The following is a 23,610-nucleotide window of genomic DNA, read 5'->3' as shown; positions in this document are numbered from 1 at the left end:
TTCCGGCACGCGGAAGAACAGGCAGGCAAAAGAGCGACCGGACGGGTGAAAGGGGGCGCACCCTCGCGCTCCGAGGTGCGCCCCCTTTCCACGCGCAAGGGGATGCGCGTCAGGCGGCCGGTGTCACCACGGCCCCTGTGCCGAAAGGCCCGCTCAGATGTCGAGCTCCTCCTGGTGCGGGTCCTGCCCCTGCCGCGACTGCTGGCCGCGCTCCTCCATGTCCTCCCGCACCTGCTGACCCCGCTGGCGCGACTCGTCCTTGGTCTGCTGGGCGCGCCGCTTGGCCTGCTCGCCGGCTTCCTTCGCCTTCTGCCCGGCCTGCTGCGCCTTGTCCTTCATGCCCATCAGGGTCGCTCCTCATCGGGTGATCGGGGTAGGGCCTCCCTTAGCCTGGCACGACCGGACACACTCCGCATTTCGGTCAGCCACTCGGCGTACACGCCTGCTCGTCGCCCGTTCCTGCCTGCTCGTCGGCCGTACGCGCCTGCTCGTCGGCCATGCCGCCCGCGCCGACCAGTCCGGTGGACACCTCGCCCAGCCGCGGTGCGAAGCGCCGCATCTGCCGCCGGCCGCCCAGCGCTATGACCGCCGGCAGGTACCCGCGCACCGACTGCATGCCGCGCAGCCACCACTGCGCGTACACGTGCGGCGAGCGCCGCTCGATGCCCGCGACGAGCCGGTCGACCGCCGGGCCGAGCGGGTAGGTGCGGTTGGTCGGCCAGGGCGCCTGCTGCCGCAGCTCGCGCATCACCTCGTGCTGGTCCGCGCCGCGCACCATGTCGGTGTCGGTCCAGCTCAGATAGCCGACCCCGACGCGTACGCCCGTGTGGCCCACTTCGGCGCGCAGGCAGTGCGCGAACGCCTCCACGCCCGACTTGGAGGCGCAGTACGCGCTCATCATCGGGGCCGGGGTGATCGCGGCGAGGGAGGCGATCTGCAGGAAGTAGCCGCGGGAGGCGACGAGGGCGGGCAGGAAGGCCCGGCCGGTGACCGCGCCGCCGATCAGGTTGACCTCGATCACCCGGCGCCAGGACTGCGGGTCGGAGTCGATGAACGGGCCACCCGTGGCGACCCCGGCGTTGGCGACGACGACGTCCACCTGGCCGAAGTGCGCCTCGACCTCCTTGGCGACGCGGGCCATGGCCGTGTGGTCGGTGACATCGGCGTGCCAGTACGCGGACTCGGTGTGCAGCCGCTGCGAGACCTCCTTGAGCGCCTCGGGCTCCAGGCCGACCAGGGCGATCCTGGCGCCGCGCGCCGAGAGCTTGCGGGCCAGCAGCTCGCCGACACCCCGTGCCGCGCCGGTGACGACGGCCACCTGGCCCTCCAGGCCTCTGCGTGCGCTCATGCAGTCCGCTCCTTCGCGTCGTCGTTCGATGCGTCCGCCGGGGCGTCCGTCGGTCTGTCCGTCGATCCGTCTGTCGGTCCGTCCGTCAGCCCGTCTCCCGGTTCGCCCGCCGGCCCGGCGGGCCGCGCCGTGACATACGCCGTGACGAGCTCCCGGATCCGGTCGGCGACCGCGACCGGGTCTTCCAACGGCGTCATGTGGCCCAGCCCGTGCAGTTCGGTCAGGCCCACGCACTCGGGCAGCCGGGCCGCGATGCGCCGCGCGTGCCCGATGGGCGTGAGCCGGTCGACGGTGCCCTGGAGCACCGCGGTCGGCATCGTCATGTTCGCCACCCCGGCGTCGAGGTCGAGTTCGGCGAGGACCGCGCCCCAGTCGGCGCGCACCCGGCGCGGGCAGGCGTGCACGATCCGCGCGCCCGCCTCGATCATCACCGGCGCCGCGCCGCGGCCCATGGTGGCGTACCGCAGCACGGCCTTGGCGAACGGCGTGACGGGGCCGAGCGGGGCCCGTGAGCCGAGGAGCGTACGGGTCAACAACGTGCGGACCCGACCCGCGGGCAGCGGCAGCACCTCGGCGCGCGCGATCAGCGCGGAGCTGCCGGTGCTGCACAGCAGCGCGGCGGCGGCGTGCGCCCGCACCCTCGGCCGGTCGGCGGCGGCCATCAGGGCCATGCCGCCCATGGAGTGCCCGGCGAGCACGGCCCGCTCCCCGTCGGCGAGGGTCGTCTCCAGGACCGCCACCAGGTCGTCGGCGAGAGCGCCGGTGCCGCATCCGCCGGGGCGGGCGGCCGGGCTGCGGCCGTGCCCGCGCTGGTCGTAGACGATCACCCGGTGGTCCTCCGCCAACCGGTGGACCACCGGCGCCCAGAAGGCGGTGGAGCAGGTCCAGCCGTGCGCGAGGACGACGGCGGGCGCGCCGTCCGGGCCGTGCGCCTGCGCGTACAGCCGGGCGCCGTCGGCGGAGGTGACGGTCAGTTCGCGGACCGGGACCGGGGGCGCGTACGGCCCGGACAGCCGCCGTGCGGGGCGCCCGCTCATGCCGCCACCTCCGACGAACCCTGGGACTGGGCGGGTACGGCGGCGGGACCGGGCGGGGATGACTCCGGCGCCCGCCGGGGGGCCGGGACGCGCAGCACCTCGTACTCGGCCAGGTCCACCCGCCGGGTGATCCTGCGGAACTCGCCGGTGGTGCCGGGCCAGGCGGTGGTGTTGCGGCCGTTTGCGTCCAGGTACCAGCTCGTGCAGCCGGTGTTCCATACGGTGTGCCGCAACCGCTCCTGGAGCCGGTCGTTGTAGGCGCGCACCGCCGAGGGCCGGGCGTCCAGCGCGACCCTGCCCTCCCCGTCGTCCAGCAGGTCGAGCTGCCTGACGTAGTCGGCCAGGTAGTTCAGCTGGGACTCGATCATGAGGATCATCGAGCTGTTCCCCAGTCCGGTGTTGGGCCCGATGATCGTCATGAAGTTGGGGAAGCCCGCCGCGCTGGCGCCGCGCAGCGCGGCCATGCCGTCCCGCCACGCCTCCGCGAGCGTGATCCCGTCCGCCCCGGTGACCCGTTGGGCTATCGGCATGTCGGTGACGTGGAAGCCGGTGCCGAAGATGATCGCGTCGACCTCGGCCCGCGTGCCGTCGGCCGCGACGAGCGTGGAGCCGCGCACCTCGCTCAGCCCGGAGGCGATGACGTCGGTGGTGGGGCGGGCGAGCGCCGGGTAGTAGTCGTTGGACAGCAGGATGCGCTTGCAGCCGATGCGGTAGGAGGGCGTCAGCCTGGCCCGCAGCGCCGGGTCCTTGACGGCCCGTTTCAGATGCCGCAGGGCGAACCTCTCCACCAGGCCGAGCTGGTCCGGCCGCTTGGTGAACGCGCCGACCTGGAGCTCCCGCAGGCCCCACAGCACCCCGCGGCGCAGCGCCCGGGTCGCCGGGACCTTGTCGTGCAGCCACTTCTCCGCACCGCTGATGTCGCGGTCCACGCGGGGCAACACCCACGGCGGGGTCCGCTGGAAGAGGGTGAGCCTGGCCACCTGGGGCTGGATGGCCGGGACGATCTGGATCGCGGAGGCGCCGGTGCCGACCACCGCGACCCGCTTGCCGCGCAGGTCGTAGTCGTGGTCCCAGCGGGCGGAGTGGAAGACCTTGCCGGGGAAGGTGTCCAGGCCCTGGATGTCCGGGACCTTGGGGTCGGACAGCGGACCGGCGGCGGCGACCACCAGGTCGGCGGTGAGCGCCCCCCGGGCGGTGTCGATCTCCCAGCGCAGCGCGCCGGTGTCCCAGCGCAGGGCCCGGACCTCGGAGTCGAAGCGGATGTGCGGGCGGAGTCCGAAGGTGTCGGTGACGTGCTCCAGGTAGGCGCGGATGTGCGGCTGCCCGGAGAAGTTCCGCGGCCACCGGGGGTTGGGCGCGAAGGAGAACGAGTACAGGTGGGAGGGGACGTCGCAGGCGCACCCCGGATAGGTGTTGTCCCGCCAGGTGCCGCCGACGGAGCCGGCCCTCTCCAGCACCACGAAGTCGGTGACGCCCTCGCGGCGGAGCCGTACGGCGGCGCCCAGGCCGCCGAATCCGGAACCGATCACCGCCACCCGTACGTGCTCACGCGTCAGCCCCGCCATGGCTCCGCCTCCCGAGTCGTTGAAGCCGTCAACAGCGTAATCGCGCCAGTAATCACTGGCACAGTTGCAGCGTAGGACAGGGATCTACCGAGCGGTAGGGGCCGTACGGCGGAAGTTGCGCGGAGGCTTTCGCCGCACCGAGGCCGCACCGAGGCGCAGGCTTTCGCCGCGCCGAGGCGCAGGCCGTCGCCGCACGTAGGTAGCGGCTTTTGCCGCGCACAGGACGTCGCCGCGCATAGGCTGGCTGCTGTGGTGAAGAGCGAACAGGGGCGCGAATACCGGATGGCGGAGCTGGCCAAGGAGGCCGGCATCACCGTCCGCACCCTGCGCTTCTACCGGGAACGCAAACTCATCCCGCCCCCGCGCCGCGAGGGCCGGATCGCCTGGTACAACGACCACCATCTGGCCCGGCTGCGCACCATCGCCGGGCTGCTGGAGCGGGGCCACACCCTGGGCGGCATCGCCGACCTGCTCACCGCGTTCGAGAGCGGCCGGGGCGTCGGCGAGGTGCTCGGCCTGGAGAACACCCTCGCCGTCCCGTGGTCCGAGGAGACCCCGGTCCGGCTGGCGCCCGAGGAGCTCGCCGACTACTTCGCGGGCGAGGTCACCCCGGAGAACCTCACCGCCTCCCTCGACCTCGGCTACCTCGCGGTCGACGGCGACGACTTCGTCCATGTCAGCCGCCGCCTGCTGGACGCCTCCAGCACCCTGGTCGACAAGGGCGTCCCGCTGGCGGCCGTACTGGCCGCCGGCCGGGAGCTGCGCGCCCACGTCGACGCGATAGCGGGCTCCTTCACCGAGCTCATCCGCACCCACGTCCTGGCCGACGCCCTGCGGCGCGCGGCCGACGGGAACCCGCCGGACGCGTCGGAGGTGGCCCGCGTCACCGACACCGTCGAGCGGCTGCGGCCGCTGACCAAGAGCGTGGTGGACGCGGAACTGTCCATGGCGATGGACCGCCGCATCCGCGCCGAACTGCGGGCCTGGCTGAGCGACGAGGCCGCCGAGGGCGAGCAGCGCGAGCAGGGCGGCTCCAGCGGACCCGCCGATTGACGACGTACGTGCCGGTCAGTGGTGCTCGTACGTGACGGTCACCGGCGCCCGTATGTGACGGTCAGCGACGCTCGTACGTGACGGTCACCGGCGCGTGGTCCGACCAGCGCTGGTCATGGCCGGCCGCCCGCTCCACGACCGCCTTCACCGCGCGCTCCGCCAGCCCGGCGGTCGCCACGTGGTAGTCGATGCGCCAGCCCGAATCGTTGTCGAACGCCCTGCCCCGGTAGGACCACCAGGAGTACGGCCCCGCGACGCCCGGGTGCAGGGCGCGCACCACGTCCACGTACGCCGCCTCGTCGAAGACGCGCGTCAGCCACTCCCGCTCCTCCGGCAGGAACCCGGCGCTCTTGCGGTTGGCCTTCCAGTTCTTCAGGTCGGCCTCCTGGTGCGCGATGTTCCAGTCGCCGCACACCAGCACCTCGCGCCCGTCCGCCGCCGCGCGCTCACGCAGTTCCTTCAGATAGGGCAGGAACTCGGCCATGAAGCGCAGCTTCTCGTCCTGCCGCTCGGTGCCCACCTCGCCGGACGGGAGATACAGGCTGGCGACCGTGACCCCGGGCAGGTCGGCCTCCGCGTAGCGGCCGCTGCCGTCGAACTCCGCCGACCCGAAGCCGATCCGGACCGCGTCCGGCTCGTGCCGCGTGTACAGGGACACCCCGGCCCGCCCCTTGGCCTGCGCCGGTGCGTGCACCGTGTGCCAGCCCGCGGGCTCACGGACCTCCTCGGGCAGCTGCTGCGGCTCGGCCCGCACCTCCTGGAGGCACACGACGTCGGCCGAGGTCGCCGCCAGCCAGGGCAGGAAGCCCTTCTTGGCGGCGGCGCGGAGCCCGTTCACGTTCACGGAAGTCACGGTGAGCATTCCGGCACGATACCGACATCCGGTCCTGCCTCGCGCCGCCGGGTGGCACGCCCGTACGATTCCGCGGATGGAGATTCGCCCTGTCCCCTACGACCACCCGGACGCCGTCGCGCTCGACGCGGAGGTGCAGCTGGAGTACGACGAGCGGTACGGCGACGGGGGCGATCGGACCCCGATGCACCCCGCGGACTTCGCGCCGCCGAACGGGCTGTACCTGCTGATCTACGACGAGCAGGGCCGCCCGATCGCCTCCGGCGGCTGGCGCTGCCAGGACGAGAACGACGAGGGCAACGAGGACGGGGACGCCGAGCTGAAGCGGATGTACGTGGTGCCGTGGGCACGCGGCCGCGGGCTGGCCCGGCGGATCCTGGCCGAGCTGGAGGAGAGCGCGCGAGCCGCGGGCCGGATCCGGATGGTGCTGGAGACCGGCAGCAAGCAGCCGGAGGCCATCGCGCTGTATGCGTCGAGCGGCTATGTCCCGGTGAAGAAGTTCGGCCTCTACCGCTGCTCGGAGCTCGCCCACTGCATGGGCAAGCCACTGCGACCGGCGGCGGACAGGTCCGCCGGTGGCGCGTTGGAGCCGCCGGTGGCCCGATAGGCGCGTCCGGCAGCCCCTCCGACGGTTGGGGTGCGGGCCGTGTGGGCAGTGAGACGGGCGAAGCATTTGTCATGCCCACGCCTCACCTTCCCCCACAAGGAGGCCGACCATGCCCGTCCGCACGCTCGCACGCGGCTTCGCCCCCGCCCTCACGGCGGCCCTCGCCCTGGTGGCCGCCGGCCAGGCCACCGCCGCCCCCGGCACCGGCACCGACCCGGAGCGCGCCCCCGCGCCCCGGGTGCTGACGTACGACGCCGGCGCGTCCGCGGAGTTCAAGGCCGCGGTGGACCGGGGCGCAGCGATCTGGAACGAGAGCGTCGACAGCGTCGAACTGCGGCCCGCCACGGCCGGGCAGCGCGCCAACATACGGATCATCGCGGACAACGGCTGGCCGCGCGCCGTGCCCACGTCGCTGGGCAACGGCACGGTCTACATCGGGCGGCAGGCCGTGAACCAGGGCTACAACACCATCCGCATCTCGTCGCACGAACTCGGTCACATCCTGGGCCTGCCCGACATCAAGCCCGGCCCCTGCTCCAGCCTGATGTCCGGCTCCACCGCCGGGGTCTCGTGCACGAACCCGTACCCGGACGCGGCGGAGAAGGCCGACGTCGAGTCCAACTTCGGCGGCGCGTTCGCCTGGCCGACCGGCCTGTCGCGCAACACGGTGGTCAGGGACTGACCCGTCAGCGTCCCGGCGGCCGCGGCGGCCGGGACGCTGCGCGATGGGCCGCCAGGTAGCATCGCGCGCAGCGCCGCCGACGCGGACGGCGCTCGGCAACGGGGAGATGCGCCAGGGTGACGGGCGAGGCAACGGACGTGGTGCGGCTGAGAGTTCCGGTCGGCCGCGACGCGGAACGGTGGGCCACACGGGCCGGCTCCCGACACGTACTCCTCGTCGTGCACAACGTCACGTCCGCGACCCGGCTGCTCGACGTCCTTCCCCTCTTCGACGGCGACCTGCGCGTGCAACTGCTCGCGACGTGCACGGGATCCTCCCCCTACCTGGCCGGGGTCCCCGAACTGCTGGCGTCGGCGGGCCTGCCGGTACTCCCCTGGGAGCAGGCGAAGGAGATCCCCGTCGACCTGGCGATATCGGCCAGCTACGGCGGCGAACTGGACTGTATACAGGGGAAGTTGGCCGTCCTGTCGCACGGTATTGGCTACAATAAAAGGCTCGCGACACCGGACACCGGACACCGGACACCGGACACCGGACACCGGACACCGGACACCGGACACCAAGCGGCAAGCGGCAAGCGGCAAGCGGCAAGCGGCAAGCTCCCGTCTTCGGGCTCTCGCCCGAATGGCTTCTGCACGACGGGCGCCCACTCGCCTCCGCCACGGTCCTGTCCCATCCCGAGCAATTGGAGCGGCTGCGCGACGCGTGCCCCGAAGCCGCCCCGACGGCGGTGCTCGCCGGGGACCCCTGCTACGACCGCGTACTCGACGCCCTGCCCCACCGCGAGCGGTTCCGACGGGCGCTCGGCGTCGCGTCCGGCCAGCGGCTGATCGTCGTCAGCTCGACCTGGTCGCCGCGTGCCCTCTTCGGCGACGAAGGCGGGTCGCACGCGGCTGACAGCGGCGGCGGAGAGGATGTCCTGCCCTGGCTGCTGTCGCGGCTCGCGGCCGAGCTGCCCGCCGACGAGTACCGCACGGTGGCCGTCCTGCACCCCAACATCTGGTACGGGCACGGCCCCGGCCAGGTCCGCGCGTGGCTGGACCGGGCCCGCCGCGCCGGGCTCACCCTGATCGATCCGCTCGAAGGCTGGCGGCAGGCCCTGATCGCGGCGGACTGCGTCCTCGGCGATCACGGCAGCGTCACGTTCTACGCCGCGTCCGCGGGCGTCCCGGTCCTGCTCGGCGCGTTCCCGGACGGCGATCTCGACCCCGGGTCGCCCGTCGCCGCGCTCGGCCGGACCGCGCCGAGACTGCGCCCGCACGGCAGCCTGCGGGCGCAACTCGACCACGTCATCGACCGGCACGACCCGCGCCGCTACGCCGAACTGGCCGCGCAGACCACCTCCTCGCCCGGCCGGTCGGCCGCGCTGCTGCGCCGCCTCTTCTACGACCTCGTCGGCATCCCCGAGCCGGAGGGCCATCCGGCGCTGCTCGACCGGCTGCCGCTGCCGCCGTACGAGCCCGCGGAGCGCACCGCGCCGGTGCGCGTGCTGACGCGGCTGCTCGGCGCCGACCCGCCGGAGATCGCCGTCACGCGCTACACCGACGCCGCGCACGAGCCCGAGGACCCCGACGCCGACGGCGCCCACACGGTGGTGCACGAGGACACCCGGGACAGCGGGCGGCTGAGCGTCGCCGACGTGATCGTGCGGTACGCCGCCGAGGACGATCCGCGGGTCGGCCCGCCCGCGGCCTGGGCCGCCGACGTCCTCGCCCGTCACCCGTACTGCGGGCTCGCGGTGTACGTGAGCGGACCGGACCGGTGCACCGCGCGGACCCGCGACGGGGATCTGGTGCGGCTGACCGCCGCCCGGGACGGGGACGGCCGGGCCGACCTGTGCGACCCCGCCGCCTACGCGTCCGCGCTCTTCGCCTGGCTGGGACGGGGCAAGACCCTCGACGAGACGGCTTCCGGGATGGTCGTGGTCACCGGGACGGCACGGCACCGGATCGCCGTCGAACCCCTCACCTCGGCACCGGGTTAGCCCTCCCCGGGCTGCCCAGGCTCCGCCGGCTCCACGAGCTCCGCCAGCCGAGCCCGGACCCGGGCGGCGCCCGCCTCGTCACCGGCCTTCTCGTACAAGGCGGCGGCGGTACGCAGGTCCTCGGCCTCGGCCGCCGGGTCGCCCATCCGCCCGGCACAGCGGGCCCGCATCTCCGCGGCGTCGGCGTGCTGCACCTCGGCGCCCTCGTCCCCCATGGTCGCGATGGCCTTGTCGAGGCAGACGCGCGCGAGCTCGACGTCACCGTCTCCCCCGGCGTCCAGATGCGTCTCGCCCAGACTCATATAGACGCGGCCCTCGTTGTACAGGTCCGGCTCGTCAAGGGCGCGGAACGCGCTGAGCGCGCCGTTCAGTTGCCGTACCGCCTCGGCGTAGCGCCTCCGGCCGCGCAGGGCACGGCCGATGTGGTGCTCGAGGATCGCCAGGGCGCGCGGGACGTCCCGCTCCCCGTCGTCTCCGGGACCGATGCGCCGCAGGATCTCCTGGGCCTCCCGGAAGCACCGCTCCGCCTCGGGGTAGCGCCACTGCCTCAGGCGCAGCAGCCCCATCGCCTCGACCGCCGTCGCCTGGCCGCGGTGGTGCCGTGCTGCCTCGTCCTCGTGCGCGGCGCCGACCAGGGCGTCCTCGGCATCCTCCGAGCGGCCGAGCCCCATGTAGGCGAAGGCGAGCTGGACCAGCATCCGGGCCACGGCGCGCCGGTCGCCGAACCCGTCCGCCACGCGGCTGCGCGCGGCCCGGACCCCCGCCTCATGCGTCTCGACCCACTGATGGTGGAAGCCGAGCCGCAGATGCAGGCCCCACATGGCCTCGCACAACTGCCAGACCAGATCGTCGAAGCCGTATTCCTCGGCCGCCCGCACGGCCGCGGCGAGGTTCTCGCGCTCGCGCCGCAGCTCCGCCAGGGCGGCCCGGCCGTCGTCCCGGGCCCGGCCCTCCGGCAGGACCAGCCCGCGGTAGGCGGGCCCGAGCCGCCAACGCGAGGGAATGACGCGGAAATCGGCGGCCGCCGCGAAGCGCAGGTACCCGGTGGCCATGCGGCCGACGGCGCGCGCGATGTTCGCGGGCCGCTCCTCCGCCAGGGCGCGTTGCCGGGCGTGGCCGCGCACCAGGTCATGGAACCGGTAGCGCTCGGCGGCGACTTCTTCGAGCAGGTGCACGCCGGCGAGCTCTTCGAGGAGCGCACGTGCCTCGTCCTCGTCGACGTCGACGGCGCGCGCCGCCATCCCGACGGTGATCTCCGGCCACGCCCGCACACCCAGCATCCGGTAGAGCCGGGCCGCTGGGAGGGTCAACTCCCCGTACGTGGCGTCGGTCGCGAGCTGCACCGCGCCCCCGGGCGACCGTTCGTCCACAGCCTCAGCCTCCTGATCCCGGCGGCGCGCCCGCTCGGCGAGCCGCCGGTCGACCGCCTCCCACATGAGGTGTCTCCGTACCGCGACCTGGGAGCCCACCGCGCAGAGCGCGAGGGGGTATCCGTCGCACCGCTCGGCGACCGCCCGAACCTCCGACTCGCTTCCGGCCACGCGGTCGGCGCCCGCGATGCGGGTCAGCAGGCGCACGGAGTCCGCGGTGCTGAGCGGACCGACCTTGATGATCCGCGCCCCCGGATCGGCCGCGAGCCGGTCGAGCCGGTGCCGGCTGGTGACGATGACCAACGATCCGGACGCCGCCGGCAGCAGCGGTCCGACCTGGGCCGCGGAGTGGGCGTTGTCGAGCAGCACGAGCATGCGCCGCTCGGCCACGCAGGCGCGGAACAGGGCCTCCTGCCGCTGCTGGTCCGCCGGGATCCTGTCGGCCGGTACGCCGAGCTGGTCGAGAAACCCGACGAGCGCGTCGGACGGCGACAGCGCCTCCGCCGGCGTATCGCCCTTAAGATCCACGAAGAGCTGGCCATGCGGGAACCGCTCCTTGAGCAGATGCCCGCACTGCACGGCGGCGGCGGTCTTGCCGATGCCGCCGGGCCCCACGAGGACGACGACCAGCGGTACGCCGACGGGCCTGTCCCCGGCCTCCAGCAGTTCGGCGATCTGCGCCATCAGGTGCTCGCGATCGGTGAACGTGGCACTGGCCGGCGTCAGCGCCTGCGGGCAGGACGCGCCGAGCGCGACGGCGGCAGGGACCCGCGGCTCCAGCCACGCGACCTCGCGCAGCCACGCCGCCAACTCCCCGGCGAATCCGGGCGAGTTACGGGCACGATCCAGGAGCCACCGGGTCAGCTCCCGCTGCTCCTCTTCGGCGATGGGCAGCACGGCCTGCTGGTCCTCGTCGGCCCCGGAAGACGCCCCTTGGTCCTCGTCGGCGCCGGAAGACGCCCCGTCGTCCGGGGCGGTGGGACCGCGCCGTACCCGCCGCACCATCCCGGCCAGCGCCTCCGAACCACGCCGCCCCATCTCCCCGCCGGCCCCCGACAGGGCACCGGAGGTCACGGTGCCGATCGCCGAGAGCACCGCCGACGTCGTGAACGGCTCCACCACAGCCCACCCCCAACTTTGTGTTCCGGCAACGGTATCGGGGAGACCGCTCGACGCCCGACAGACTCGACGACCGACAGACTGGACGACAGCCAGGCTCGACGACCGACGGTCCGTGAGATCACTCGGCCCTCGCGCCCCCGGCACCCCGCTCGGGCGGGACCGTCCCCGAGCCGTGGAACGTGATCCCGGAGAACGAGTGCCCCTGGAAGACCGGCCCGTGCTGCACGCCCCCGCTGATGCTGTTGTGGACCGACGCCGTCGACTGCCGTTCCGGCTCCGGGTCCAGCTCCGCCAGCAGGCTCCGCAACTCCGCCGCGGCTTCGGGGTCCGCGCGCAGCACTCGGCGCAGCCGCTGCCGCCACCCGGCCTCGATATCGGCGGCGGCCTCCTCGTCGCCCGCCTCACACGCCGCCACCAGCTCTTCCCGGGACGCCCGGAGCTCTTCCTCGGCGGAGTCCTCTCCGTCACCGCGGCCGAAGAAACGCACCAGCCGCTCCCGCCCCTGCGCCCACGCGTCCGACACCATCAGCCCGACCAGCGTCGTCGCCCCCGACGCCGCCAGCGCCGCCACCTCGGCTTCCATAAAGCCCCCTCCCGAGCCTGAAAAACAAGAAATCCCGTCCAGTTCAATGAACTGGACGGGATTTCGTCAACCGTTGACGACCTGAATCGCCAAACGGCCCTTGTTGTGGACCTGAGGGGATTTGAACCCCTGACCCCCTCGATGCGAACGAGGTGCGCTACCAGTCTGCGCCACAGGCCCTTGCAACGAGTGAAACTCTAGCATCCCCATCCGGGTGCTTGGAAATCCGTTCCCCGGTACCCGCCGCGGTCCGCTCCTCGCCGTCGCCGCGGTCGCCCGCCGCGGCGGCTCACTCGTTCGCGGCGCGGGGGCGGCCGTCGTCGGCGTACTGGTCGAAGAGGGGCGTACGGCCGCGGTCGCGGGTGCGGCGGGGCGGGGTGGGCGGGGCGAGGGTGGGGTCCTGGGGCGCTTCCGGGTCCGCTGTGGGGCCCGCCGCGGAGGAGCGGGCGGAGCTCCAGGCGTCCGGGGCGTCCAGGTCCACGCTGCCCGAGGCGCGCGGGGCGACCGGGGCGGTGACGTACGTGGGCAGCGGGACCGGTACCGGTTCCCAGCTCTCGCCGGCCGCCGGGCCGCGCTCGCGTTCCCGCTGCTGGTCCACCCACTCCGCGTGGTCGGTCTGCTCGACCAGCGCCCGGCGGTCCGCGGTGTGCGCGGAGACGGCCTGCTCCGGCCCCGGGCCCGCGGCCGCGGCCGGGTCCCGGTCCGGCGCGTGGCGCTCGGCGCGGGGCGCCCGGTCGGGGCGGATGCCGGAGCGGTCGGGCCGGACGCCGGAGCCGCCGCGGTCGGACCCGACGCCCGTGCCCGCACGGTCGGAGCGGAGGGCCGCGCCGGCGCGGTCGGGATGGGCGCCCGCGCCGCCATGATCGCGGTGGACGCCCGCGACGCCGTAGTCGCGGTGCCCGCCCGCGCCGCCGTGGTCGCGGTGGGCACTCGCGCCGCCGTGGTCGCGGTGGGCACCCGCGCCGCCGACCGGGCGGGAGCCACCGGCACCTCTTTCGGTGCCTGCCGCGCCGCCCGCCGTGTGGTCGGGGCGCGCGCCGCCGCCCGTCACGGGGTCGCGGTGCTCGAGGCCGCCCTGGGTGGGGTAGTCGGGCAGCTCGCCTCCGGCCGCCCCCAAGCCGCGGCCGGAGGGGTCCGTGTCACCGGAACCGGCGGACGCCCGGGGCCGCGTGCGGCGTTCACGCAGGCGCTGCGCGGCCAGCTCGGCGCGCCGCTGGTCCATCGTGAACGTGAAGCGGCGGCGCTCCTGCGCGCGTAGATGAACGATGTACGCGCTCAGCAGGACGGCGGGGATGCCCGGCGCCCACAGGAAGGCCAGGCCGCCGACGGCCGCGACCACCGCGCCCACGGTGAACGCCAGGAAGAGCACGACCGTGGTCCGCCGACGGCGTGCGAGGACCTTCGCGCGCCGGGTGCGCTCCAGCATCGAGGGTCCGGGGGGGCGGGAAGCCGCACGGGTGGGCGCCAGGTCGGACGCCGGGTCCGGCTCCTGGTCCCGGTCCGCCTCGCCCGCCGGTTCCAGGCCGGCCGCGGGGTCGACGAAGGCCCGGACGTCGACCAGATCGGTCTCGGCGTCCGGGTCGGCCACGCCCGCCACGTCGGCGGCGTGCGCCCCGGTCTGCGGCACCTCCGCGTCGCGCGCCTCCAGGTCCTTGGCGTAACGGCGCTCCATCGCCGCGCGGCCGGACAGGAGCCGGATGGCGGTACTGAAGCGTTCCGTCGGACGAGCCTCGTTGAGCTCGTCCTGCCTACGGAGCCACATGGGCACCAGGTAGGCGGCCCAGGCCCCGACGATGACTGCGTAGATGAGGCCACTGCTGCTCACGCTCACACGGTAGAGGGGTTCGCGTGAGGCAATCGGCCAATTGGCGCGGTGTGTCGCACGATCTGGCTGATATCCCGAACATTTTTTGTGATTGTTGAGATGAGCAGACAGTAATTGTGCGGAATCGATGGCCTTATTCGAACAGGCATCTTATTTCTGCGGGGTGCCGGGTCTCGTGCGATGCCACCGGGCCAGCAGCCCCTCCGGCACCTCCTCCGCCGTCAGCGCGAAGACCAGGTGGTCGCGCCAGGCACCGTCGATGTGGAGATAACGGGGCCGCATGCCCTCCTCCCGGAATCCGAGTTTCTCCACCACCCGGCGACTCGGCGTGTTCTCCGGGCGGATGCACACCTCGATCCGGTGCAGCCCGACCATGTGGAAGCAGTGATCGACCGCGAGCGCCACGGCGGTCGGCATCACACCACGGCCCGCGACGGCCTCGTCCACCCAGTAGCCGACATGGCCCGAGCACATCGATCCCCAGGTGATCCCGGCGACCGTCAGCTGTCCGGCCAGCCGCCCCTGGTACTCGATGACGAACGGCAGCATGCGCCCGGCGTGCGCCTCGGAGCGCAGATGGCGGACCATCTGCCGGTAGGTGGGTCGGCGGGTGACCGGGCCGCCCGGCGGAGCGGGCGGGATGGTCGCCTCCCAAGGGCGCAGCCACTCCCGGTTGCGCTGGTTGACCTCGCGCCATTCCCGCTGGTCGCGCAGCCTTATGGGGCGGAGGGCCGTCTCACCGTCCACCAGTCGCACCGGCCAAGGGGCGTTCAGCTGGGGCTCCCGGACGGGCCGTCGGGTCTGGGGTGGTCGCCGCCGCGGACCTGCTCGACGGCGTGGACGAGCAGCCGCCCCAGAACGGCGAGCCCGTCGCGGACCCCGCCCGTGGAGCCGGGCAGGTTCACGATCAAGGTGGTGCCGGCGACACCGGCCAGGCCGCGGGAGAGCGCCGCGGTGGGGACCTTGGCGAGCCCCTCGGCGCGGATCGCCTCGGCGATGCCGGGGATCTCCCGGTCCAGGACGCGGCGGGTCGCCTCGGGGGTGCGGTCGGTGGGCGAGATCCCGGTGCCGCCGGTGGTGACCACCACGTCGTACGCGGCGGCCACCGCCTCCCGCAGGGCCGCCTCCACCGGGTCGCCGTCCGGCACGACGCGCGGACCGTCGACCGCGAAGCCGAGTCCGGCGAGCCCGTCGGCGATCAGCGGGCCGCCCTTGTCGGCGTACACCCCGGCGGACGCCCGGTTGGAGGCGGTGACCACCAGGGCGCGGTACCCGGTCGGGCCCGGCGCGGTCACGCCCGACTCCAGTCGCCGGACTTGCCGCCGGTCTTCTCCTCGACCCGTACGTCCGTGATCACCGCGGCCTTGTCGACGGCCTTGACCATGTCCACCACGGTGAGCGCGGCGACGCTGACCGCGGTCAGCGCCTCCATCTCCACCCCCGTGCGGTCGGTCGTCTTCACGGTGGCCGTGATCTCCACCGCGTCGTCGGCGACGGCCAGGTCGACCTTCACGCCCGAGACCGCCAGCGGGTGGCACAGCGGTACGAGGTCGGGGGTGCGCTTGGCGCCCATGATGCCCGCGATCCGGGCCGTGGCGAGGGCGTCGCCCTTGGGCAGGCCCTCGCCCCGCAGCAGCTCCACGACGCGCGGTGAGACGAGCACGCGGCCGCTGGCGCGGGCGGTGCGCGCGGTGACGTCCTTGGCCGAGACGTCGACCATACGGGCCGCGCCTTCCGCGTCGAGGTGGGTGAGGTGGTCCTGGGCGCTGCTCATCGTTCTCCCGCTCCGGGCCGGGTGGCGCGCGGGGCGGAGCGTGCCCGCGCCAGACGACTCCTGTGGGACGACACCGTACCCGCCGACGCGGCGGTCTACGTGAGCAGGAGCACGTCCACCTCGCCGCCGGGAGCCACCTCGGTGGCGTCCTCGGGGACCACAATCAGCGCGTTGGCGTGCGCGAGCGCCTTGACCAGATGCGATCCGGCGCCGCCCACAGGGGTGACGGTGCCCGGCTCCCCGGCCACCACGGAGGCCTCGAACCGGCCGCGCAGGAACTGCCGCCTGCCCGCCGGGGAGGAGGCGACGCCCTCGGGGCACACCGCCCGGCAGGTGGCGCGGTACACCGACGGCAGTCCCATGAGCGTGCGGATGACGGGCCGCACGAACAGCTCGAAGGAGACGTAGGCGCTGACCGGGTTGCCGGGGAGGGCGAGCAGCGGGACGCCGTCGGGCCCGATCCGGCCGAAGCCCTGGGGCTTGCCGGGCTGCATGGCGACCTTGCGGAACTCCACCTCCTCCCCCAGCGCCTCCTTGACCACGTCGTACGCGCCGACGCTGACGCCGCCGCTGGTGACGATGGCGTCGGCGCGGATCAGCTGGTCCTCGACGGTGGCGCGCAGCGTGGCCGCGTCGTCGGCGACCGCGCCGACCCGGTAGGCGATGGCGCCGGCGTCCCGGGCCGCCGCGGTGAGCTGGAAGCTGTTGGAGTCGTGGATCCGGCCGGGGCCCAGCGGCTCCCCGGGCGGGACCAGCTCGCTGCCGGTGGACAGCACGACGACGCGCGGCCGCGGCCGGACCGTGACGGTGGCCCGCCCGATGGCGGCCAGCAGCGCGATCTGCTGCGGGCCGAGCACGGTGCCCGCGGGCAGCGCCAGCTCCCCGGCCCGGACGTCGCTGCCGCGCGCGCGGACGTGCGCCCGCGGCTCGGCCGGGCGGTAGACCAGGACCTGGCCGCCGGCGCCCTCGGGGGCCGCGCTGTGCGCGCGCATGGCCGCCGCGGGGCCCGCTCCGGTGCCGCCGTCGGTCCACTCCACGGGCACCACGGCCTCGGCGCCCGGAGGCAGCGGGGCGCCGGTCATGATCCGGGCGGCCTCGCCCGGCCCGACGGCGGGCAGCTCGCCGCTGCCCGCCGCCACGTCGCCGATGACGGTCAGGGCCGCGGGTGACTCCGGCGTCGCGGCCGCCACGTCGGCCGTACGCACCGCATAACCGTCCATGGAGCTGTTGTCGAAGGGCGGGAGGGCCACGGACACCGTGACGTCCTCCACCAGCACGCAGCCCTGGGCCTCCAGCAACCGCAGCTCGATCGGCTCCAGCGGGCGGATCTTCCCGATGATGTCGCCGAGGTGCTCGGCCACCGACCACAGGCGGTCGGAGTCGGGAGCGCGCTCCGGGTCCGGGGCGCCGCTCACGGCCTCCGGGCCGTCCGGGCACTGGTCGGCGGCGGCCTGTGCTGCGGTGCTGCTCAAAGTGCTACATCTCCTCGGTGACGTAACTGCGGAGCCAGGCCCGGAAGTCCGGGCCCAGGTCTTCACGTTCGCACGCGAGTCTGACAATGGCACGCAGATAGTCGCCGCGGTCGCCGGTGTCGTAGCGGCGGCCCTTGAAGACGACACCGTGCACGGGGCCGCCGAGGGTCGTGTCGGTGGCCAGCGCCTGGAGGGCGTCGGTGAGCTGGATCTCGCCGCCCCGGCCGGGCTTGGTCTCGCGCAGCACGCCGAAGACGGCCGGGTCCAGGACGTAGCGGCCGATCACGGCGTAGTTGCTGGGCGCGTCGGCCGGCTCGGGCTTCTCCACCAGCCCGGTCACCTGGACGACGTCCTCTTCGGCGGTGGTCTTCACCGCGGCGCAGCCGTAGAGGTGGATCTGGGCGGGGTCGACCTCCATGAGGGCGATCACGCTGCCGCCCTGCTGCTCCTGCACCTCCACCATGCGGCTGAGCAGCTGGTCGCGGGCGTCGATGAGGTCGTCGCCGAGCAGGACGGCGAAGGGCTGGTCGCCGACGTGCGGCTCGGCGCACAGTACGGCGTGGCCGAGGCCGCGCGGGTCACCCTGCCGGACGTAGTGCATCGTCGCGAGGTCGCTGGACTCCTGCACGCGGGCGAGACGGGTCTCGTCTCCCTTGCGGGTCAGGAGCTCCTCGAGCTCGTAGTTGCGGTCGAAGTGGTCCTCCAGGGGCCGCTTGTTGCGGCCCGTGATCATCAGGACGTCCGACAGTCCGGCGGTGACGGCCTCTTCCACGACGTACTGGATCGCCGGCTTGTCGACGACTGGCAGCATCTCCTTGGGAGTGGCCTTCGTCGCCGGGAGGAACCGGGTGCCGAGTCCTGCGGCAGGGATGACAGCCTTGCTGATCCGAGTACGCGATTGAGTCATGTCACGAACCTTATCGGGTGCCTTTGGGCGAATGATGAGGATTCGGTGAATATGACCTGAGAAAAGAGGTTTGAACGCGCGTTGATCACATCGGACGGTAGTAAGGCCGCGTTGCGGCGACGTCTCCTGGACGTGAGATCCCGGTTTACGGCGGATGACATCGCGGCGGCCGGGGCGGCGCTGGCACGGCACGCGCTGGAGCTGCCGGAGCTGGCCGCGGCGGGGACGGTGGCGGCGTACGTGTCCGTGGGCCGGGAACCGGGCACCCGCGCGCTGCTGGACGCGCTGCGCGCGCGGGGCGTCCGGGTACTGCTGCCGGTGCTGCTCCCCGACAACGATCTGGACTGGAGCGCGTACGAGGGCGCGGGCCATCTGGTCCGCGCGGGGCGGGGGCTGCTGGAGCCGGACGGCGAGCGGCTGGGCCCCGAGGCGGTGCTGGCCGCACGGACCGTGCTGCTGCCGGGCCTCGCGGTCGACCGGCACGGGGTGCGGCTGGGCCGCGGTGGCGGCAGTTACGACCGGGTGCTGGCCCGGCTCGACGCGGCGGGCGCCGCCCCGGCGCTGGTGGTGCTGCTGTACGACGGCGAGGTGCTGGACGAGGTGCCGGGCGAGGCGCACGACCGCCCGGTGCAGGCCGCGGTGACGCCGTCGGGCGTGCACCGCTTCGGCCGCACGGGCTGAGGACGCGTACGGACTGGAGCCGGGGCGCCTCGGAGTCGCGCGCCGCGCGCAGGTCCACGTACGGCCCCGGAAACGGCGTGAGCCCCGCCGGACCGCGCGGCGAGGCGCGGTCCGGCGGGGCTCGGCCACAGGCATCAGGCCGCGGTCAGCTCACGGCGTGAGGGCCAGTTCGTCGTCGGTCGACTCCTCCACGGCCTTCTCGCTGAACACCCAGTCCAGCATCTCGCCCTTGGCCCACTTGTCCGTCTGGTCGGTGTAGTGCTCGTGGTAGGCGTGCCCGGAGGCCCCGGTGAGGTTGATCCAGCGCGACTTGTCCAGGTCCTGGAGGTTGACCACCATCCGCATCGAGGGGACCCAGGAGACACCGTAGCCGCCGGCCGCGTTCCAGCCCGTGGCGTTGACCGCGGCCTCGCCGCCGCCGAGGTTCCAGGGGCCGCGGTTGAGCAGGAACTGCACATAGCCGGGGCCCTCCTTGCCGAGGGTCTGGTTCTTCAGCGTCAGCCGGTGCAGACGTCCCCAGCTCCAGCCGTCGATGTCCTTGCCGAGCTTGGCGGTGAGCTCGTACCGGGCGTCCTTCATGGCCTTGGCGAGCAGCTCGTCCCGGTTGGTGGCGCCGGGCTCGGCCTTCGTCCCCGAGGTCTTCCACCACTCGTTCTTGGGGTCCTTGAGGAGCTTGCGAACCACCTCGAACCAGCGGTCGCCGCCGTCGGGCTGGGCGGTGGAGGAGTCGCGCTCGCCGCACTCGCGCACCAGCCGGGTGTTGCCGTCGAGGTCCTCGACCGGCCCGGAGTCGTCGGCGGGCCGCACCCGCAGGCACTGCCCCTCCATCCGCAGCTCCTTGGGCAGCTTGTTGCCGAAGGCCAGCATCAGGGTGTTGCGCCAGACGGCGTTGAAGTACGCGGCCGCGGCCGAGTCGGAGTCCTGGGTGTAGTCCCAGCCCTCCAGCAGCTCCTGCGCCTCGCGGACGTAGCCGTCCTTGATGTCGATCTTGCGCAGGTAGGGCGTCAGCAGCTTGGCGATCTCGCTGCTGTTGTCCATCTGCAGGGACTGCATGTCGTCCATCGAGATCTTGCCGCCGTCCTTGATCTTCGACTCGATCAGGTCGGTGATCCGCTGGCTGCGCGCGCCGTATCCCCAGTCGCCGGTGAGGAGGTAGGGGTACTTCTTCTGGTTCACCACGGCCTGGTTGGCGGTGACGATGTAGCCGCGCTTGGGGTTGTACTCCCAGGGCAGGGCGGACTGCTTGATGAAGCCCTTCCACTGGTAGTCCTTGTCCCAGCCGGGGGCCGGGTAGCGGCCGTCGACGCCCTTGCCCCGGATCGGGATCTGGCCGGGCGCCTGGTAGCCGATGTTGTCGTCCTTGTCGGCGTAGATCAGGTTCTGCGACGGCACCGCGAAGTCGCGCGCGGCCTTGCGGAAGTCCTGGAAGTTCTTGGCCGCGTTGAGCCCGAAGACCGCGTCCATGGTGTTGGAGGGGCCAGCGCGGTCCAGCGCAGGGACACCGCGTAGCCGGCGCCGCGGTCGGGTGCGACGTTGCCGACCGGCGCGTTCTCGCCGACCTCGTCGAACTCGCCGTCCAGCGCGTCGTCGCGGTCGGAGACCAGCGGCCCGTTGCGGGTGCTGCGGACCGTGATGGTGCGGCTCTTGCCGCCCGCGACCTTGATGGTCTCCTTGCGGGCCTGGAACGCCTCCTGCTTGCCGTCGAAGAGGTACGTGCCGTCGGTGACCTTCTCCAGGTACAGGTCCGAGACGTCGGCGCCGAGGTTGGTCATGCCCCAGGCGATGTCCTTGTTGTGGCCGATGACGACACCGGGCATGCCGGAGAAGGTGAACCCCGCCACGTCGTACGGGCAGCGCTCGTCGACCCGGTTGCAGTGCAGGCCCATCTGGTACCAGACGGAGGGCAGCTGCGGGGCGAGGTGCGGGTCGTTGGCGAGCAGCGGCTTACGGGTGGTCGTGTGCTTGCCGGAGACGACCCACGAGTTGGAGCCGATGCCGCTTCCGTTCGGCCCGAGCAGCGCCGGGATGTCCTCCAGGGTCTTGGACAGCGAGGTGAGCTGGCTGCGCAGACCCTGGCCGCCGGACCCCTGGGCGCCCTGCCCGGTGGTGCCCTGCGCGCCCTGACCGGTGGCTCCCTGGGTGCTTCCCTGGCCCGCGGGCGGCGTGGTCGCGCCCTGGCCTCCGGGGTTCTGCGTCCCCTGGCCGGTGGCCGGGGTGGCCGTGCCCTTGGGGTCGAAGGCGTCGGTGACCGCGTTCACCGCGCCGCCGTCGACGATCGGCTTGTTGCGCTCGTACGGATAGGGCGGGTACAGGTCCTCGATCTGCTCGGGAGACAGGCGGCTGGCGGCCAGCGCGCGGTCGATCTCCTCCTGCACGTTGCCGCGCAGGTCCCAGGCCATGGCCTTGAGCCAGGCCACCGAGTCGACCGGGGTCCATTCCTGCGGCCGGTAGTCGTTGACGAAGTCCAGGGCCGCGTACTCCACCGACAGCTCCTTGCCGTGGTGGTCCTTGAGGTAGGCGTTGACCCCGTCGGAGTACGCCTCGAGGTACTTCTTCGTCTGCGGCGACAGCTTGGTGTCGTACTCCTGCTGCGCCACCCGCCGCCAGCCCAGTGTGCGCAGGAAGGCGTCGGTCTCCACCTGGTCCTCGCCGAACATCTCCGACAGGCGCCCCGCCGTCATGTGGCGGCGCACGTCCATCTCCCAGAAGCGGTCCTGCGCCTGGACGTAGCCCTGGGCGCGGAAGAGGTCTTCCGGGGTGTCGGCGTAGATCTGCGGGATGCCGCTGCCGTCCCGCTTGACCTGGACCGGCCCTGACAGCCCCTTGAGCTGGATGGATCCGGTGGTCTCGGGGAACGAGGCGCGTACCGTGCTGATGCTCCAGTACGTGCCGTATCCGACGCCCGCGACGAGCAGCAGCACGACTGCGATCACGATCAGGCGGGCACGTCGGCCCTTCTTTTTACGAGAAGGGCCGTTTTCGTTGGCGGGCATCGCTGTCCTTCGAGGGGCAGGGTGGTCCTGGAGTGCTGGAGCAACCATAGGCGCAGCGCCCAGGTCGCCCTTACGCGGTGTCGTTACCGGCGGCACTTGACGCCGCCCGGGGAGGCCGGCGTCAAGAACCCGTAAAATGTTAGGCAAGGCAATGAAATTCCGGTCGGCCGGAGGGAGCATTCCGGCCGAAATCGCGTGAAAGGGTCGGCCCCTGACTGTCCACCACCTCAATGAACTCCTGCTGATCTCCTCGCTGGTCCTCCTCGTCGCCGTGGTGGCGGTGCGGGTCTCCACGCGCAGCGGGCTCCCAACGCTGCTCATCTACCTCGGCATCGGCGTCGCGATAGGCCAGGACGGCATCGGCGTCACGTTCGACGACGCCCGGCTGACCCAGGTCCTCGGCTACGCCGCGCTCGTGGTGATCCTCGCGGAAGGCGGCCTCGGCACCAAATGGCGGGAGATCAAACCGGCCTTGCCGATGGCCGCCATGCTCGCCACCGTGGGCGTCGCGGTGAGCGTGGGGGTCACCGCGGCCGCGGCGCACTTCCTCGTCGGGCTGGAGTGGCGGCAGGCGCTGATCATCGGGGCGGTGGTGTCCTCGACGGACGCGGCGGCGGTCTTCTCGGTGCTGCGCAGGGTTCCGCTGCCGTCGCGGCTGACCGGCGCCCTGGAGGCGGAGTCGGGGTTCAACGACGCCCCCGTGGTGATCCTGGTGGTGGCCTTCTCCGCACACGGGCCCATCGACCACTGGTACGTGCTGCTCGGCGAGATCGCCCTGGAGCTGGCGATCGGCGCCGCGGTCGGACTCGCCGTCGGCCTGCTCGGGGCGTACGGCCTGCGGCATGTGGCGCTGCCCGCCTCCGGCCTGTACCCGATCGCGGTCATGGCCATCGCCGTCGCGGCCTACGCGGGCGGCGCGCTGGCGCACGGCTCCGGCTTCCTCGCCGTCTACCTCGCCTCGCTGGTCCTGGGCAACGCGCGGCTGCCGCACTGGCCGGCCACCCGCGGGTTCGCCGAGGGGCTGGGCTGGATCGCCCAGATCGGGATGTTCGTGCTGCTCGGCCTGCTGGTGACCCCGCACGAGCTGGCGGACGACATATGGCCCGCGCTCATCGTCGGGCTGGCGCTGACCGTGGCGGCCCGGCCGGTGTCGGTGCTGCTGAGCCTGGCCCCGTTCCGTATTTCGTGGCGGGAGCAGGCGCTGCTGTCCTGGGCCGGGCTGCGCGGCGCGGTGCCGATCGTGCTCGCCACCATCCCGGTGGTGGGGTCGGTGCCCGACAGCCGCCGGGTCTTCAACATCGTCTTCCTGCTGGTGATCGTGTACACGCTGGTTCAGGGGCCGACGCTGCCGTGGCTGGCCAGGCGGCTGCGGCTCGGCACCGAGGACGCGGCGGCCGACCTCGGCATCGAGTCGGCCCCCCTGGAGCGGCTGCGCGGGCACCTGCTGTCGGTGACGATCCCGCCGGAGTCGAAGATGCACGGCGTCGAGGTGAGCGAGCTGCGGCTGCCTCCGGGGGCGGCGGTCACGCTGGTGGTCCGGGACGGCACGAGCTTCGTACCGCTGCCGTCGACGGTGCTGCGGCGCGGCGACGAGCTGCTGGTGGTGGCGACCGATCCGGTGCGGGACGCGGCGGAGCGGCGGCTCCGCGCGGTCGGCAAGGGCGGCAAGCTGGCGGGCTGGCTGGGAACGGACGGCGCGCAGTCGTAGCCGTACGCGGTGAGCCAGGGAGCTGACGGGCGGGGCCGCCGGTCAT

General features: G+C 73.1%; 19 protein-coding genes, 1 tRNA gene and 1 pseudogene. 6 read left to right on the top strand and 15 right to left on the bottom strand.

Annotation, left to right across the window (positions count from 1 at the left end; translation table 11 throughout):
- Positions 1–153: 153 nt before the first annotated feature.
- From Q3Y56_RS22005 to Q3Y56_RS21990, 4 genes are all read right to left on the bottom strand, one after another.
- A complete protein-coding gene (locus Q3Y56_RS22005) occupies positions 154–345 on the bottom strand; it encodes a hypothetical protein (RefSeq protein ID WP_304463570.1) in 192 nt (63 codons plus the stop codon).
- A 76-nt stretch (positions 346–421) separates the two neighbouring features.
- Positions 422–1,348, bottom strand: coding sequence for an SDR family oxidoreductase (locus Q3Y56_RS22000; RefSeq protein ID WP_304463569.1), 927 nt, complete (start codon positions 1,346–1,348; stop codon positions 422–424).
- Positions 1,345–2,385, bottom strand: coding sequence for an alpha/beta fold hydrolase (locus Q3Y56_RS21995; RefSeq protein WP_304463568.1), 1,041 nt, complete (start codon positions 2,383–2,385; stop codon positions 1,345–1,347). The genes Q3Y56_RS22000 and Q3Y56_RS21995 overlap by 4 nt, the downstream gene beginning before the upstream one ends.
- Positions 2,382–3,950 carry an NAD(P)/FAD-dependent oxidoreductase gene (locus Q3Y56_RS21990; RefSeq protein WP_304463567.1) on the bottom strand — a complete coding sequence of 523 codons (1,569 nt, stop codon included), beginning with the start codon at positions 3,948–3,950 and terminating at the stop codon, positions 2,382–2,384. The genes Q3Y56_RS21995 and Q3Y56_RS21990 overlap by 4 nt, the downstream gene beginning before the upstream one ends.
- Before the next feature lie 282 nt (positions 3,951–4,232).
- Between Q3Y56_RS21990 and Q3Y56_RS21985 the strand changes: the two genes are divergently transcribed.
- Positions 4,233–5,003: a MerR family transcriptional regulator gene (locus Q3Y56_RS21985; protein WP_304465728.1), complete on the top strand. Its 771-nt coding sequence runs from the start codon at positions 4,233–4,235 to the stop codon at positions 5,001–5,003.
- A 61-nt stretch (positions 5,004–5,064) separates the two neighbouring features.
- Here the strand turns inward: Q3Y56_RS21985 and Q3Y56_RS21980 are convergent, their stop codons facing one another.
- Entirely contained in the window at positions 5,065–5,865 is an 801-nt protein-coding gene (locus Q3Y56_RS21980) for an exodeoxyribonuclease III (RefSeq protein ID WP_304463566.1), read from the bottom strand.
- Between the two features lie 67 nt (positions 5,866–5,932).
- Here Q3Y56_RS21980 and Q3Y56_RS21975 point away from each other — a divergent pair, with 67 nt between their 5' ends.
- The 3 genes from Q3Y56_RS21975 (at position 5,933) to Q3Y56_RS21965 (ending at position 9,129) form a co-directional block, all read left to right on the top strand.
- A complete protein-coding gene (locus Q3Y56_RS21975; protein WP_304463565.1) occupies positions 5,933–6,463 on the top strand; it encodes a GNAT family N-acetyltransferase in 531 nt (176 codons plus the stop codon).
- A gap of 109 nt (positions 6,464–6,572) precedes the next feature.
- A complete protein-coding gene (locus Q3Y56_RS21970; protein ID WP_304463564.1) occupies positions 6,573–7,145 on the top strand; it encodes a snapalysin family zinc-dependent metalloprotease in 573 nt (190 codons plus the stop codon).
- Positions 7,146–7,830: 685 nt separating this feature from the next.
- Positions 7,831–9,129, top strand: coding sequence for a hypothetical protein (locus Q3Y56_RS21965; protein WP_304463563.1), 1,299 nt, complete (start codon positions 7,831–7,833; stop codon positions 9,127–9,129).
- Here Q3Y56_RS21965 and Q3Y56_RS21960 read toward each other — a convergent pair.
- From Q3Y56_RS21960 to galU, 9 genes are all read right to left on the bottom strand, one after another.
- A complete protein-coding gene (locus Q3Y56_RS21960; RefSeq protein WP_304463562.1) occupies positions 9,126–11,618 on the bottom strand; it encodes an NB-ARC domain-containing protein in 2,493 nt (830 codons plus the stop codon). The two genes, Q3Y56_RS21965 and Q3Y56_RS21960, sit on opposite strands and share 4 nt — an antisense overlap.
- Before the next feature lie 121 nt (positions 11,619–11,739).
- Positions 11,740–12,204 (bottom strand): hypothetical protein, encoded by a 465-nt coding sequence (locus Q3Y56_RS21955; protein WP_304463561.1) that lies wholly within the window; start codon positions 12,202–12,204, stop codon positions 11,740–11,742.
- 106 nt (positions 12,205–12,310) lie between these two features.
- Positions 12,311–12,384 (bottom strand) — tRNA-Ala (locus tag Q3Y56_RS21950).
- A 109-nt stretch (positions 12,385–12,493) separates the two neighbouring features.
- Entirely contained in the window at positions 12,494–14,029 is a 1,536-nt protein-coding gene (locus Q3Y56_RS21945; RefSeq protein ID WP_304463560.1) for a hypothetical protein, read from the bottom strand.
- 150 nt (positions 14,030–14,179) lie between these two features.
- Positions 14,180–14,803 carry a GNAT family N-acetyltransferase gene (locus Q3Y56_RS21940; protein WP_304465727.1) on the bottom strand — a complete coding sequence of 208 codons (624 nt, stop codon included), beginning with the start codon at positions 14,801–14,803 and terminating at the stop codon, positions 14,180–14,182.
- Positions 14,800–15,324, bottom strand: coding sequence for a molybdenum cofactor biosynthesis protein B (locus Q3Y56_RS21935; protein ID WP_304463559.1), 525 nt, complete (start codon positions 15,322–15,324; stop codon positions 14,800–14,802). The genes Q3Y56_RS21940 and Q3Y56_RS21935 overlap by 4 nt, the downstream gene beginning before the upstream one ends.
- Positions 15,321–15,803, bottom strand: coding sequence for a cyclic pyranopterin monophosphate synthase MoaC (gene moaC, locus Q3Y56_RS21930; RefSeq protein ID WP_304463558.1), 483 nt, complete (start codon positions 15,801–15,803; stop codon positions 15,321–15,323). Before moaC ends, Q3Y56_RS21935 begins: the two co-directional genes overlap by 4 nt.
- Positions 15,804–15,898: 95 nt before the next feature.
- The gene (glp, locus tag Q3Y56_RS21925; RefSeq protein WP_304465726.1) at positions 15,899–17,218 is read right to left on the bottom strand and encodes a gephyrin-like molybdotransferase Glp; all 1,320 of its coding nucleotides are present in this window, start codon (positions 17,216–17,218) and stop codon (positions 15,899–15,901) included.
- A 61-nt stretch (positions 17,219–17,279) separates the two neighbouring features.
- Complete coding sequence (galU, locus tag Q3Y56_RS21920; RefSeq protein ID WP_304463557.1) at positions 17,280–18,182, bottom strand: UTP--glucose-1-phosphate uridylyltransferase GalU; 903 nt, start codon at positions 18,180–18,182, stop codon at positions 17,280–17,282.
- Positions 18,183–18,314: 132 nt separating this feature from the next.
- Here galU and Q3Y56_RS21915 point away from each other — a divergent pair, with 132 nt between their 5' ends.
- Complete coding sequence (locus Q3Y56_RS21915; RefSeq protein ID WP_369696776.1) at positions 18,315–18,863, top strand: 5-formyltetrahydrofolate cyclo-ligase; 549 nt, start codon at positions 18,315–18,317, stop codon at positions 18,861–18,863.
- Positions 18,864–19,013: 150 nt separating this feature from the next.
- Here Q3Y56_RS21915 and Q3Y56_RS21910 read toward each other — a convergent pair.
- Positions 19,014–21,856 (bottom strand): annotated as a pseudogene (locus Q3Y56_RS21910) (penicillin acylase family protein).
- A gap of 211 nt (positions 21,857–22,067) precedes the next feature.
- Between Q3Y56_RS21910 and Q3Y56_RS21905 the strand changes: the two are divergent.
- Positions 22,068–23,564, top strand: coding sequence for a potassium/proton antiporter (locus tag Q3Y56_RS21905; RefSeq protein WP_304465724.1), 1,497 nt, complete (start codon positions 22,068–22,070; stop codon positions 23,562–23,564).
- The last annotated feature ends 46 nt before the right edge of the window (positions 23,565–23,610 follow it).

The sequence above is a fragment of the Streptomyces sp. XD-27 genome, from assembly GCF_030553055.1.
Lineage (GTDB): Bacteria > Actinomycetota > Actinomycetes > Streptomycetales > Streptomycetaceae > Streptomyces.
Note: the sequence above shows the minus strand (reverse complement) of the source record. Positions and strands in the feature narration are given on the sequence as shown.

Excerpts from the sequence above, each read along its gene's own strand:
- moaC (WP_304463558.1), bottom strand. The coding sequence starts at position 15,803 with ATGAGCAGCGCCCAGGACCACCTCACCCACCTCGACGCGGAAGGCGCG.
- Q3Y56_RS22000 (WP_304463569.1), bottom strand. The coding sequence starts at position 1,348 with ATGAGCGCACGCAGAGGCCTGGAGGGCCAGGTGGCCGTCGTCACCGGC.
- Q3Y56_RS21970 (WP_304463564.1), top strand. The coding sequence starts at position 6,573 with ATGCCCGTCCGCACGCTCGCACGCGGCTTCGCCCCCGCCCTCACGGCG.
- Q3Y56_RS21990 (WP_304463567.1), bottom strand. The coding sequence starts at position 3,950 with ATGGCGGGGCTGACGCGTGAGCACGTACGGGTGGCGGTGATCGGTTCC.
- Q3Y56_RS21955 (WP_304463561.1), bottom strand. The coding sequence starts at position 12,204 with ATGGAAGCCGAGGTGGCGGCGCTGGCGGCGTCGGGGGCGACGACGCTG.
- Q3Y56_RS21985 (WP_304465728.1), top strand. The coding sequence starts at position 4,233 with ATGGCGGAGCTGGCCAAGGAGGCCGGCATCACCGTCCGCACCCTGCGC.
- galU (WP_304463557.1), bottom strand. The coding sequence starts at position 18,182 with ATGACTCAATCGCGTACTCGGATCAGCAAGGCTGTCATCCCTGCCGCA.
- Q3Y56_RS21975 (WP_304463565.1), top strand. The coding sequence starts at position 5,933 with ATGGAGATTCGCCCTGTCCCCTACGACCACCCGGACGCCGTCGCGCTC.
- Q3Y56_RS21980 (WP_304463566.1), bottom strand. The coding sequence starts at position 5,865 with ATGCTCACCGTGACTTCCGTGAACGTGAACGGGCTCCGCGCCGCCGCC.
- Q3Y56_RS22005 (WP_304463570.1), bottom strand. The coding sequence starts at position 345 with ATGGGCATGAAGGACAAGGCGCAGCAGGCCGGGCAGAAGGCGAAGGAA.
- Q3Y56_RS21995 (WP_304463568.1), bottom strand. The coding sequence starts at position 2,385 with ATGAGCGGGCGCCCCGCACGGCGGCTGTCCGGGCCGTACGCGCCCCCG.